This window comes from uncultured Campylobacter sp. (assembly GCF_938045535.1).
GTDB lineage: Bacteria > Campylobacterota > Campylobacteria > Campylobacterales > Campylobacteraceae > Campylobacter_B.
The window spans coordinates 1-12,060 of record NZ_CALIMQ010000075.1; the positions used below are offsets into that span (position 1 = coordinate 1).

General features: G+C 48.8%; 12 protein-coding genes and 2 pseudogenes. 12 read left to right on the forward strand and 2 right to left on the reverse strand.

The window, feature by feature from the left end; all coding sequences use genetic code 11:
* Positions 1 to 221: 221 nt before the first annotated feature.
* The 3 genes from Q0095_RS02520 (at position 222) to Q0095_RS02530 (ending at position 1,780) form a co-directional block, all read left to right on the forward strand.
* Positions 222 to 752 carry a hypothetical protein gene (locus tag Q0095_RS02520; RefSeq protein ID WP_297881062.1) on the forward strand — a complete coding sequence of 177 codons (531 nt, stop codon included), beginning with the start codon at positions 222 to 224 and terminating at the stop codon, positions 750 to 752.
* A 69-nt stretch (positions 753 to 821) separates the two neighbouring features.
* Positions 822 to 1,457: a hypothetical protein gene (locus Q0095_RS02525; protein WP_297881064.1), complete on the forward strand. Its 636-nt coding sequence runs from the start codon at positions 822 to 824 to the stop codon at positions 1,455 to 1,457.
* The gene (locus Q0095_RS02530) at positions 1,454 to 1,780 is read left to right on the forward strand and encodes a hypothetical protein (RefSeq protein ID WP_297881066.1); all 327 of its coding nucleotides are present in this window, start codon (positions 1,454 to 1,456) and stop codon (positions 1,778 to 1,780) included. The genes Q0095_RS02525 and Q0095_RS02530 overlap by 4 nt, the downstream gene beginning before the upstream one ends.
* 102 nt (positions 1,781 to 1,882) lie before the next feature.
* Here the strand turns inward: Q0095_RS02530 and Q0095_RS02535 are convergent, their stop codons facing one another.
* Complete coding sequence (locus tag Q0095_RS02535; RefSeq protein ID WP_005872296.1) at positions 1,883 to 2,989, reverse strand: FtsW/RodA/SpoVE family cell cycle protein; 1,107 nt, start codon at positions 2,987 to 2,989, stop codon at positions 1,883 to 1,885.
* A 52-nt stretch (positions 2,990 to 3,041) separates the two neighbouring features.
* Here Q0095_RS02535 and Q0095_RS02540 point away from each other — a divergent pair.
* The 9 genes and pseudogenes from Q0095_RS02540 to Q0095_RS02580 form a co-directional block, all read left to right on the forward strand.
* A pseudogene (locus Q0095_RS02540) lies at positions 3,042 to 3,671 on the forward strand (RluA family pseudouridine synthase); the annotation flags it as partial.
* A 711-nt stretch (positions 3,672 to 4,382) separates the two neighbouring features.
* Positions 4,383 to 4,709 (forward strand): annotated as a pseudogene (locus Q0095_RS02545) (RluA family pseudouridine synthase); the annotation flags it as partial.
* A complete protein-coding gene (locus tag Q0095_RS02550) occupies positions 4,639 to 5,304 on the forward strand; it encodes a fibronectin type III domain-containing protein (RefSeq protein ID WP_297881069.1) in 666 nt (221 codons plus the stop codon). The pseudogene Q0095_RS02545 and the gene Q0095_RS02550, both read left to right, overlap by 71 nt.
* Before the next feature lie 3 nt (positions 5,305 to 5,307).
* On the forward strand, positions 5,308 to 7,290 hold the full coding sequence (trmB, locus tag Q0095_RS02555; RefSeq protein WP_297881071.1) for a tRNA (guanosine(46)-N7)-methyltransferase TrmB: 1,983 nt from the start codon (positions 5,308 to 5,310) through the stop codon (positions 7,288 to 7,290).
* Positions 7,278 to 7,967, forward strand: a complete 690-nt coding sequence (locus Q0095_RS02560; RefSeq protein ID WP_295152369.1) for an ATP-binding cassette domain-containing protein — start codon at positions 7,278 to 7,280, stop codon at positions 7,965 to 7,967. The genes trmB and Q0095_RS02560 overlap by 13 nt, the downstream gene beginning before the upstream one ends.
* On the forward strand, positions 7,954 to 8,769 hold the full coding sequence (locus Q0095_RS02565; RefSeq protein WP_297881073.1) for a hypothetical protein: 816 nt from the start codon (positions 7,954 to 7,956) through the stop codon (positions 8,767 to 8,769). Before Q0095_RS02560 ends, Q0095_RS02565 begins: the two co-directional genes overlap by 14 nt.
* Positions 8,766 to 10,148, forward strand: a complete 1,383-nt coding sequence (locus tag Q0095_RS02570) for a murein hydrolase activator EnvC (RefSeq protein ID WP_297881075.1) — start codon at positions 8,766 to 8,768, stop codon at positions 10,146 to 10,148. Before Q0095_RS02565 ends, Q0095_RS02570 begins: the two co-directional genes overlap by 4 nt.
* Before the next feature lie 369 nt (positions 10,149 to 10,517).
* The gene (locus Q0095_RS02575) at positions 10,518 to 11,333 is read left to right on the forward strand and encodes a threonine/serine exporter family protein (RefSeq protein ID WP_297881081.1); all 816 of its coding nucleotides are present in this window, start codon (positions 10,518 to 10,520) and stop codon (positions 11,331 to 11,333) included.
* Positions 11,326 to 11,826 carry a threonine/serine exporter family protein gene (locus Q0095_RS02580; RefSeq protein ID WP_297881077.1) on the forward strand — a complete coding sequence of 167 codons (501 nt, stop codon included), beginning with the start codon at positions 11,326 to 11,328 and terminating at the stop codon, positions 11,824 to 11,826. The genes Q0095_RS02575 and Q0095_RS02580 overlap by 8 nt, the downstream gene beginning before the upstream one ends.
* A 54-nt stretch (positions 11,827 to 11,880) precedes the next feature.
* On the opposite strand, the gene Q0095_RS02585 is transcribed toward Q0095_RS02580, so the two are convergent.
* A partial coding sequence (locus Q0095_RS02585) for a hypothetical protein (RefSeq protein ID WP_297881079.1) occupies positions 11,881 to 12,060 on the reverse strand: 180 nt, incomplete at its 5' end.

A 12,060-nucleotide genomic window follows, 5' to 3' on the forward strand; every position in this document is an offset into this window, starting at 1 on the left:
TAAAATAAAATTTAGCCAAAAATTATCAGACATAGAAAATTTCTCAAATATTGTTATTAAAAATTGTGAAAGTGTTAATTCTAAATAACTCAATGAAAGGATAAAAAATGAGTGTAGAGCAAAAATTGTTTAACGAGATAGATAAAATCTGTAAAGCAACAGATTTATTGTAAACTTTACCACTTGGTGAAAAAGTAAAATTGCTAGAATTTAGGACACATTTGTGTGATATAAATGGTACCACAAAAGATGCGTTGGATATTGTGGTAAAAGCAGAAGATAACGACGATAAAATACGAACTTATTTTATAGAAATCAATGGTGCTTTGGCAAAAACAGCAACACAAAGTTCAACTGAAACATACGGAAACGCTGTTGCTTTTGGCATAACCAGTGCAATATTAGCCGATAACTGGGATAATCCTTTTGCTTGGTTTATGGCTCTTGTTACAGCTGGTGCATATCACTTGCTTGGTAAAGTTACAGCAATTTCGCTTGGAGATAAAGCAGAAAAAGAAGCAAAAATAGTGGCGACAAATTTGTATGATAGTTATATAAGTTTAGTTAAAAATAATAAAGATAGTAATTTGATTATTCAAACTGATAAATCTAAATTAGACACTTTTACAAAAGAAAATTTTGAAAATATTTTAACCAAACTTCCGTCAGATGCAAATTTAACAATAGCTCATAATGGTGGAGATTACACGATTGATATAAATATTTCCAAAAAAAAAAGAAATCGATATTAATTCTAGTGTAAATTTGAATGAAAAAAATAAAGAAAGTGAAAATTTAAAAATAAACTTAAAAGGTCCAAAATGAAAAAAATCGTATTTTTGATCCTGCTTTTCGCCGCCGTCGCGCTCGCGCTCTACGTCACTTCGCGCGTCAATCCGAGCCTTTTCGCCGAAATCAAAATCCTAGGCGCGCTGCTAAACGCCACGATCTTCGGCGTCGCGCTCATAGCCTTAGCGATCGGCGAAAAGGAGCTCGTGCGCTTTCCGTTTCTTACCGCCTCGCTACTGGCACTGTTTTCGGGGCTGGTAGAGGGCGTGCTGCTCTTCGAAAACCGCTACTACATCGCGATCACGGCGGCGGCGTTCGTCGCTTTCGTCTTTTATCTACAGATTAAGCACAAAAGATTTTCAAATAAAACTTATAAAAATTCTGCAGACGAAGGCTCTAAAGATTTAGATGAGAGCGCAAATTTAAAAGACGCGGATTTCGGCAGCGCAAAAGAGGCGCAGGAGCCGCAGAGCAAAAGCGGTGCAGCGGATGAAATTTTAAGCTTTAAAAGCGGCGGCGAAATTTCAAATTCTCAAAGCAAGGATGAAATTTTAGATTCTAGTGGCGACATCAGTGAAAATTTCGCGAGCGGCGCGGGTGAAAATTCCGCGCAAAATTTCAATCAGGATGGTGAAAATTCCGCGCCCGACGCAAGGCGCGATAGATGATCAAATCCGCGCTGATTGCGCTTGCGGTGATATTTTTGCTGCTTTTAAATTTAGCCAATCTTTTCGGCATGATAGGCATAAGCGGGCCGGTGTCTGCGATGATCTGGTTTGCGATCAGCTTCTGCGGGGTTTTTTATCTATACAAATTTTGCGGTGCAAAGCCAGTCGCGGCACGGATCGGGATCTTTGCCGTAGCCTTCATGGGCGGATTTTTCACGAGCGTTTTATACTACGGATTTTTTAATTCGCAAACTTTGGAATTTGCCTTTACATACGCCTTTTTCGCGGTGGCTTTTACGCTCGGCATCGGCGTGATTTTGTAGCGAGCTTTAAAATTTAGCGCCTACTTCAAATTTCACCGCCGAAGCTCAAAATAAACTCGCGCGATTTTGTAGAATTTCAAAATTTATCCGTGCGGGCTAAATTTACATCCTGATCTTGTAGGTTTTGTAGTTATCCTTCATCCTAAACGTCAGCAAATTTTGCAAAATTCCAAAGAGGATCATAAAGGTGATGAAGCTGCTGCCACCGTAGCTAAAAAACGGCAGCGGCACGCCCACGACGGGCGCGAAACCCACCACCATCGAGATATTGACGCCCGTGTAGATGAAAATGAGCGAGGCAAGCGCGCTCGTAAAGACCCGTATCAGATAATCGCTTTTAAAATCGTAGTTTAGGCTCAGCAGATGCAGTATCAGTAGCGCATACAGCGCGATCAGCGCGGCAGCCCCCACGAAGCCGAAGCGCTCGATCGTATAAGCGAAGATAAAATCGCTCGTCGCGATCGGTAGAAATTTAAAGTGCGTCTGCGTCGCTTCATCCTTATCCTTGCCGTAGATGCCGCCGTTTCCGATAGCTATGATCGCCTGCTTGACCTGGTAATTGGGCTCCTCGCTGATGAAATCGGCGATGCGCTTTTTTTGATAATCGTGCATGTTTTCGTACAAAATCGGCGAGCTGGCCACAAAAACGATGATCAGCGTAAGCCAGATTTTTTTATCCACGCCGATGATGAAAAGGATCGCAAATCCCGTCAAAAAAAGTATCGCGGCGGTGCCTAGATCGGGCTCTTTAGCGATCAAAACGAAAGGTAGAAGTATGTAAAAGCTAAGGCGCAAAAAATCCTTCAGCCCGTAGCCGTTTTTCGGCGGCGGATTTTTGTGTATCAGATACATCAGCATCAGGATAAACGCGGGTTTCATCACCTCGCTGGGCTGCAACGTAAAATGCACGAACGGAATCTCCAGCCAGCGCCTCGCTCCTAGCTTGCTAACGCCGAAAAAATCTACGCTGAGCAGCAATATGATGTTGGTCCAATAAAATATCGGGATCAGATATAAAAATTTGCGTATCGGAAAGAGAAAAAACAGCGTAAAAACGGCAAATCCTACGCCGAAATAAACCACCTGCTTCGAGGATAGTACGTCGTTTGCCTCGCTTATTAAAACGTATGAAAAAACCACTATCGGCACGATTAAAAAAGGTTGAATGAAATCAAAATATGCTAAAATCTTTTTGTCAATTTTAAACAACGCTTAATCCTATTAAAATTTTGACGTAAGAATAGCCAAAAAAGGTATAAATTTGGATAATCTAATAGCACAATGCAGCGAAAGGCTCGACGTTTTTTTAAGCTCGCAGCTTAGAATTTCGCGCAACCAAATATCAAGCTTAATCAAATCCGCGGCAGTCAGAGTGGACGGAGCCGTGCAAACTAAGCCCGGCTACAAGCTATCCGCGGGCGAGCTCGTGCACATCGACTACCCCGCGCCCGCGCCGCAGCAAATAATCGAGCAGCAGCTAAACTTCGACGTTGAAATTTTATACGAGGATGAGGATCTGCTCGTGGTAAATAAGCCCGCGGGGCTTACCGTCCACCCCGCCGCAAGCGTCAAAGAACCCACGCTCGTGGACTGGCTCAAGTCTCGCGGCTATCTGCTTTCCACGCTCGGCGGCGAGCTTCGCGCGGGCATCGTGCACCGCCTGGATAAACTCACCAGCGGCGCCCTGCTCGTCGCCAAAAACAACGCCGCGCACGCCACGCTCTCGGCGCAGCTAAGCGATAAAAGCATGGGGCGGATATACCTCGCGCTAATCGACCTGCCGCTGAAAGAGCCTTGCGTGATCGAGCGCCCGATCGCTCGCAACCCCGCAAATCGCCTAAAAATGGGGATTGTGCCCGGCGGGCGCAGCGCAAAGAGCGCGTTTTATGAAATTCTTAGCGGCGCGGAACTAACGGAGCTTCAAAACTCCGCCCAGAAGTGCGATGAAATTTTAGGCGCGGACGATGGCGCGGCTGCGGGCAAGAGCGCAGGGGCGGATAAAATTTCAGCCGCCGATAAAATTTTAGCTGCGAACACAGGCGCAAGTAGAATTTCGGCTAAGGACAAAATTTCGGGCGACACTACGGATAAAATTTCAACGGGTGATGCGGGTAAAATTTCGGCTACCGATAAAATTTCAGACGCGACTACGGGTGCGGGCAAAATTTCGGCCGTGTCCACAGGCGGGGATAAAATTTTAAGCGCTAGCAGTGGTGCAGATACGAGTAAAATTTTAGCGACCGACGTAAGCGCTCGCGGGAATGAAATTTTAAATGCAGACCCAACTGCGAGCGCAGATAAAATTTCGACTACCGACGCAAGCGCGAGCAAGAACGCGGGCATGGATAAAATTTTAAACGACTACGCAGGCGCGGATAACGCGGACGAAATTTCAAATAATTGCATGCGGAGTGCGGATAAAATTTCAATCCAAAGCGCAGATAAAATTCCAAGCAGCCGCGCAGACAACGCAGATAAAATTTTAACCGCCAAAATGAGTGCGGATCAAACCAGAGCCGCCCGTCTCGCCGAGAATAAATTTTTAAATTTTAAAAATCCCGCTCAAAACCAAAACCTGCCGCCGATAAACCTAAAGAGCTTTAATCTCGTCGCGGCAAAGCTCTTCACGGGCCGCACGCATCAGATCCGCGTGCATTTAAGCTCGATAAATCGGCACATTTTGGGCGATCATTTATACGGATTTAAGAGCGAAAACGCTAAAATTAGCAGGATTTTGCTCCATGCCTATTTGCTCTATTTCATCCATCCGCGAAGTGGCAAAGAGGTGAAAATATGCGCGGGCTTGCCGAGCGAATTTCTAAATTTTACGACAAATCAAAAGGTAAAGGATGAAATTTATGAAAAAATTTTACCAACTAACGTTGAGCGCTACTTTAGCGATACTAGCGGGTGGCTGCGCTATGTCTAGCGCGCCTAGCGCAAGCGACGAAAGCCTGCCGCGCGTGGAGGGCATCAGGACGATCACGAGCGACAATGAGATCGGCCTTGAGTGGCCTAGATACGACAGCAATACCGCCGTACTGGGCTTTGTCGTTTACAGAGCGCCTGCAAGCGGCGGCGAAGCCAAAAAGATCGCCACTATCGCAGATCCATACTCCACCCACTACGTAGATACGAGGCTGCAGCCGGGCACTTCGTATAAATACACGGTGCGCACATACGGAGCCAAGGGCGTTTCGGCTCCTTCTCCCGTCGCTATCGCAAGCACGGCGAAGATGTTAGAGTCCGTGCCGTTTGCGCAGGCGATCTACGGGCTTCCGGGCCGCGTTAAGATCATCTGGCGCCCGCATCCGGATCTTCGCGTAAGCTCCTATCTAATCGAGCGCCGTCCTAAGGGAGGAGAGTCATGGAGCACGATTAAAGAGGTTCGCGGCAGACTTAGTGCTGAATATATCGACAATATCGATTATGGCGAAGGATACGAATACCGCATTACCGTCAAAACCGAAAACGGAGAGCTGTCCAAGCCTAGTGCAGTCATTGCCGCAGCGCAGGCAGAATAAAGTTTGCCAAATTTCATAACCCAAAGCGTGAGCCTGCCGCCGCTGCCGGCTAGATTCGGCGAAGTCGAATTTTTAGAAACGGCGCGCGGCAGAAATTTAACGCTCGTGCGAACCAAAAGCTTTGATAGCGAGTTTTTTATCACCCTAAAGCCCGGCGGCGGCAAAGTGATAGTAAAGGGCGAAAAGATCACCAAGCCCGCCAAAATCGGTCATCTGCAGCGAGCGCTCGAAATTTTTAAAGAGCGCTTCTGCGGACGGATCATCTCGCAGGCGTTTGCCTACAAAGACAGCTCGCTTACTGAAAAAACGCCGCTGATTTTGGACGAGAATGAAATTTTATCCCTCGTAAAAAGCTCTAAATTTAATAAAATTTTCATCGAGATCGGCTTCGGCTCGGGCAGACATCTGCTTCATCAAGCGCGCTCAAATCAAGACGCACTACTAATCGGCATTGAAATTTACAAGCCAGCAATCGAGCAGGTCGCAAAGCTAGCGATCCGCGAGGGGCTGCAAAACATCGCTCTCATAGCCACCGACGCGCGGGTTTTGCTGAGCCTGCTTCCCGCGGGCTGCCTGCAGCGCGTATTTTTGCACTTCCCCGTGCCGTGGGACGACGCGCCGCACCGCCGCGTCATAAGCGACGAGTTCGCCTCACAGATCGCACGCACGCTCGGGCGCGGCGGCCGCTTCGAGCTTCGCACCGACAGCGAGGAGTACTTCCTCTACGCGATGCAAAAGCTCTCGCCCTACGTTCAGCGCAAAGCGGGCAAAATTTCGCACTTCAAAAACCGCGATGCCGCCGTAGCGAGCAAATACGAGGATAGATGGCGCAAAATGGACAAAGACATCTACGATCTGATCTATGAGAACAAAACCGCGAGCCTGGGCGAGCCGCAGCAATTTGAGATGGAATTTTTAAAATTTGACGCGGCGGCAATCGCGCGAAATTTTAAAAATTCTACCTTCAAAGGCGAGGATTTTTTCGTGCATTTTGAGGAAATTTTTTACTTTGACGCGCAGAAAAGCTTGGATGCGGACGGAGCTTGCGCGGCGGACGGCGTAAATTTAAGCGGCGCGGGCGAAGTCATGAACGACGAGGCTATAAATTTAGATGCGACGCGCGGCAAAAATTTAACCGAGCGCGCAGGTACGGATGAAATTTCGGCAAATGACTGCAAAATTTTAGCTACGACAGCGGGCGATAAAATTTTAGCTTGCGCGAATGCTACGCAAATTCTAAAAAAAGCGAGCGCCGCGCCAAATACAAACCGCACGAATGAAACTGGCGCAAAAGAGAGTGTAAATTTAAATCAAAATTGTTTGGGCTCAAACTACGTAAATTTAACGAGCGACGTTCCCATCGCGGTAAGCGCTAAATTTAGCCGCGCCGCCTCTGGTGAAAAGCGCGCTTTAGCCTGCGAGCAGATCGTAACAAAGCAAGGCACGCAGATAAACAGCGCAGCCGCCGCAAGCGATGCACTAAACGCAAATATCCCGCTCGCAACTATCGACGCAAGCAACGCGCTAAATTCTAGCGGCACGGATGGCGTGCTCGCAACTATCGACGCGATGGGCACAGGCAATACACCCACAACGATCGGCGCAATAGATGCGAGCAATGCACCGAATGCGACCCGCGCAGACGGAGCAAACGCTACGCAAATTCTAAAAAAAGCGAGCGCCGTACCTTGTAAAAAGGGATCGCAAGCCGAACGGCAAAGCAAGCCGAGCTTCACCAAGCAGCAAGATAAACAGCAAAGCGAACCAAGCTACGCCGAGCAGCAACAGCAAAGCAAGCCGTGCGCTGCCGAGCCGCAGGACGTGCTAATCCTGCTTTCGCTCGGGGCATTCGACTTTCCGCAGCAGTGTTTCATCCGCGCAAACGCAAGCGGCACGCGCTACTTCATCCGCCGCCCGCTTCCTACGCGCGAAAACCACGCGGCACATCAAAAAATTTCGGAGATATTTTCACAATGGCAGAGATAACGGACGATTACAACATCATCACCGCAGCGGGCCTCACGCTAGGCTACGAAAAGGCGGGCGCGGTCATCCAAGACGCTAGCTTCGGCATCGGCGCGAAGGACTTCGTCATCATCACGGGCAAGAGCGGCAGCGGCAAATCCACGCTGCTTAAGTCCTTCTACGGCGGCATCGACATCATCGGCGGCGAACTGAACGTCTGCCTGTGCGATCTAAAGGGCATCACAAACTCCGATCTGCGCACCCTGCGCCAGCGCATCGGCATTATTTTTCAAAACTACCGCCTGATCAACGAATGGACGATCGAGCGCAACATAATGCTTCCGTTAATGATAATGGGCTACAATCAGCAGGTCTGTCAAGACCAAGCCAAAAAGCTACTGCGCCACGTCGAGCTCGGGCACAAGATGGGCAAGTATCCGCTCGAGCTTAGCGGCGGCGAGCAGCAGCGCGTGGCTTTGGCACGTGCGATGGCGCATAATCCGCGCCTGCTGCTGTGCGACGAGCCAACGGGAAATTTGGACGACTACTCCAGCGCCATTATTTGGAATTTGTTGCGCTCGGCGTGCGAGTCGTGGAACGCCTGCGTCGTCATCGTGACGCACAAAATGCCCGCTACGCTGCGTTTTAGGCACCGACATTTTGAGATTAAGGACGCTAAAGTAAATGAAATCGATTAAAACCCATTTCGGCGTGATCTTTTCGCTCGTCGCGCTGCTTTTTTCAGTGCAGTTTGGAATTTTTATGAGTAACCTAACCAAAAGCTACGAGCGCTCGATCCAAAACGAATATAACATCGTGCTAGTCTCCAAAACCTCGCTCAGCCTGCAAGACGCGCAAAAAGCGGTACCGAAAATCAGCTCGCTTAGCGAAATTTCGACCGCGGGCATCACCGAGCGACTGAAGGGTAAAATTTCACAAAACGCCTTTGCCGAGCTGAGTAAAAATTTGCCTAAATTTTATAGCGTCAAGCTCGAAAGCTTCCCCGACGCTGCGCAGCTTGCCAAGATCGAGCAGGATCTAAAATCTATAGGCTCGCTCACGCGGGTTGAAATTTTTAAAAAGACCCACGATGAAATTTTTAAAATTTTACTGCTTATCAAAAGCCTCGTTTACGGCTTTGCGTTTCTCATCGTGCTTTTAGGCGTGATGTTAATTCACCGTCAGATGCGTATTTGGGTTTACGAACACAAAGAGCGCATCGAGATCATGGAACTTTTCGGCGCGTCGTTTCTGATAAAAAGCGGCAAGCTCTACCGAATGGCGATAATAGACTCCTTCATCGCCACACTGATCGTGACCTGCTTCTACATAGCGCTTCCCTCTTGGGAGGTGTTTTCGACCACGCTTAAGGGCATCGGCGATCTACGCACCGCCATAGTGCTGCCTTACGATGCGCTGATTCTTTTGGGTGTCGCCTTGGCGCTATCTATCATCGCAGTTAGCTTTGTGATGCTGCAAATCGGAAATAAACGAGCATGAAAAGGGCTTTTTTAGCACCGCTTCTTGCGCTGGGGCTCGCCGCGGCTCTTACTTATGCCGCGCCCGCAAAGGGACAAAGCACGAAAGATAAGATTGCCAAAGCGGGTCAAGAGCTAAAAAGCTCGCAAAAGGAGGGGATGCAACTCTCGCAAAAGATCGACGAGATCGCAGGCCAAATCGTAAAGGAGCAGGAGGGCTTTAAAAAGCGCGAAGGCGAGATCAAGCAGCTAAGCGACGCGATAGAAGGCCTAAAGGATCAATACGCCGCCGAAGCGCAGGAACTTGAAAAGCTCAATAGCCAAAACGTCACGCTTCTTAGCGTGCAAAACGATCTGGAGAGCAAGATCATAAGTGTGATCTCGCAAGAGCTATCGTTTGATCTCATCACCGACGTAAATTCCACCACCACGCCCGATTCTATCATGGCTAGCGAAATTTTAGAGGGGCTCGGCGTCGTTATGAACGACGAGCTGAAGGGGCTGATCAAAGACTACGAAAATAATCAAAATTTTATCAACGAGCAGAACAAAAAGATCAAATCGATCCAGGCGAGCATGGCGGGCTATGACAAGAAAAAAACCGATCTTGACGCCAAGCAAACCACCCAAAAAGAGAAGCTCGCGCAGATGAAAAAGGACAAAGAGTACTACATCGCGAGACTGGAGAAGATAAACGACGAGCAAGACGCCATATCCAAGACCCTGCAGGAGCTTAAGATCATCGACGACGCCGAAGAGAAAGCCAAAGCGCAGAAGGAGGAAGCGGCGCGCCAAGCAAAGCTTGAAGCGCAGAAGCAAAAGGAGCGCCAGGCACGCGAAAAAGAGTACGCCAAAGCAAAAGCGGCTGCCAAAAAGGCGGGTAAGCCCGAGCCTGCGCCTCCTAGTGAGCCCGAGCCAGAAGTGAGCGAGCCCGCGGATGAGCGCGTAAGCAAGATCAACCAAAAGGTCAAGCAGTACGGCTCTAGCTATCAGTCCTCGCGCGTTAAAAAATACAGCGGAGCCAAAACCGCGGCGCCTTTAAACGGCGCGTATTTGAAGCGAAAATTCGGCAATTACAACGATCCCGTGTATAACATCAAGCTTTTCAACGAAAATATCGTGCTAGGCTCAAACAGCGGCGACACGCAGGTTAAAGCGGTGCTGCCGGGTAAAGTAGTCTTTGCTAAAGAAACCGCCGTGCTCGATAAGGTCGTGATCCTAGAGCATAGCGGCGGCATCCACACGATCTACGCGCATCTAAATCAGATCCCGCCTACCGTGCGCGTCGGCTCCAACGTCAAAAAGGGCTACATCATCGGGCGCATCGGCTCAGATCTGACCTTTGAGGTGACGCAGCAGAACTACCACATCAACCCGCTCGATCTCATCAGCCTGAGGTGAGCCGTGGGCGATGAAAATTCTAAATTTAGCGGATCTTGCGAGGACGCCGAAAGTTTAAATTTAAGCGAGCAAAGCTCGAACTGCGAGTTAAATTTGAGCGATGAAAATTCTGCGGCGACGTTAAATTTAAACAGTCAAAGCTCTGCCGCCATAGATATTGCCTCTACGTCAAATTTAGATAGCGAGAATTCCGCCACGGGAGCCGCTGCATTAAATTTTAAAAATAAGAATTCCGCGACGGCGGACGCCGTAGCGGCATCAAAAACGGCGGATGCTGCGGAAATAGAGGCCGCTATGAGCGCCGTAGAAGCAAAAATGACAAAAACAGCGCAAAACGATATTGAGATTACAAGAGTAGCGGAGGAAATAATGACAACAGAAATGGCGGCAGCAAAAGAAGCAGAAGCGGCGAGACCGCAAATCCAAGAGCTCACCAATTTTCTTAGCGAATACACCGCCAAGATGCTTAGTATCGGCACTTACACCGCGCGTATAGAGCACTGCGTGCGCAGGATAGCGGACGCTTACGACTATGAGGCGAGCCTGATGATCTTCGTGCGCCACTTCATCATCAGCGTGATGGACCCCGCGGACAACTCCATCCGCCGCACCTACGTCAAAACGGGCGCTGCGGCGCAGATCAGCTTCGATCTGATCTCGGAGCTAAGTGCGCTTAGCTGGGAAATTTACGACGAGAAAATCCCTCTTGCGCGCGCCAGAGCCGCATTTGCCGAAATTTTGGCCTCGCAAAAGAAAAGCTTTGCCAAAACCCTCGTTCTGCTCAGCGTCGCAAACACCGCATTCTGCGAGCTTTTCGGCGGCGATGGCGGCGCGATGGCGCTCGTTTTTGCGGCTACGGCTTTTGGAATTTGCGCCCGCTATCTATTTAGCAAGCTTAAAATCAATCTAAAAATCCAATACATCGCGGTTTCGTTCGCAGTCTCATTCATCGTCTCGCTAGGCGCTCGCTACGGACTTAGCGCCACGCCCGACATCGCCGTGGGATCGAGCATATTGTTTTTGATCCCGGGCGTCTGGCTGATCAACTCGGTATTTGACATCCTAAACGAAAATATGCTCGTAGGCATCAGCAGAGGGCTGAACACGGGGCTTTTGATCATCTGCATCGCGATCGGGCTCTTTCTGACGCTTAGCATCTCAAATTTGGGGCTCGTAAATGTTTGATCTCGCGCTTTTGGTATTTAAGGATGCTTGCTTTGCCGCTGCGGCGGGGCTGGGGTTTGCGTATGCGTGCATGCCGCCTAAAAAGACGCTTATTTTCTCGGCGCTGCTTGCGGCGGTTGCGCATTCGTGCAGGTTTTTGCTGATTCAAAGCCAAATTTTTTCGATCGCCGCCGCGACGCTTTTTGCGTCGTTTCTGATCGGCGTTTTAGGGATGCTCTGCGCCAAGCGCCTCAAGGTGCCCGCAGAGATCATCGCCTTTCCCGCGCTGCTTCCGATGATCCCGGGCATCTACGCCTATAAGGCGGTCTTGGCGCTGTTTTCTTATATCAAAGCCGCAGGCGCGCAGCAGAAGCTCGCTCATCTCATCTCGTTTTTCGACAACGCCCTCGCCACGGTCTCGATCTCGCTGGCGCTCGGCACGGGCGTCTCGATAACGCTGCTAATTTTCTACGAGCAGTCCTTGATGATCACTCGCGGCGCAAGAGGCAAATAGCGCTAAGCAAGAAATTCTAAGCAGGCGCGGCGGGTAAATTTTATAAATTCTATTTTATTGCTCTCGTTTTATCTCTTTGGTTTTTTCATCGTAATAATATCCTTGCTCCACACCCAGCAAATTATCTTTTATATCGTATTTATATGTATAATTTTCATCAAATATTATTTCTAAATCTTTTTTTTCTTTTACTTTTTCATATAAATCAATGTTATTTGTAATTAATGTAAACTT

Bases quoted from the DNA above. Each gene is read 5' to 3' on its own strand.
- Q0095_RS02575 (WP_297881081.1), top strand. From the start codon at position 10,518: ATGACAACAGAAATGGCGGCAGCAAAAGAAGCAGAAGCGGCGAGACCG.
- Q0095_RS02580 (WP_297881077.1), top strand. From the start codon at position 11,326: ATGTTTGATCTCGCGCTTTTGGTATTTAAGGATGCTTGCTTTGCCGCT.
- Q0095_RS02525 (WP_297881064.1), top strand. From the start codon at position 822: ATGAAAAAAATCGTATTTTTGATCCTGCTTTTCGCCGCCGTCGCGCTC.
- Q0095_RS02570 (WP_297881075.1), top strand. From the start codon at position 8,766: ATGAAAAGGGCTTTTTTAGCACCGCTTCTTGCGCTGGGGCTCGCCGCG.
- Q0095_RS02560 (WP_295152369.1), top strand. From the start codon at position 7,278: ATGGCAGAGATAACGGACGATTACAACATCATCACCGCAGCGGGCCTC.
- Q0095_RS02530 (WP_297881066.1), top strand. From the start codon at position 1,454: ATGATCAAATCCGCGCTGATTGCGCTTGCGGTGATATTTTTGCTGCTT.
- Q0095_RS02565 (WP_297881073.1), top strand. From the start codon at position 7,954: ATGAAATCGATTAAAACCCATTTCGGCGTGATCTTTTCGCTCGTCGCG.
- Q0095_RS02550 (WP_297881069.1), top strand. From the start codon at position 4,639: ATGAAAAAATTTTACCAACTAACGTTGAGCGCTACTTTAGCGATACTA.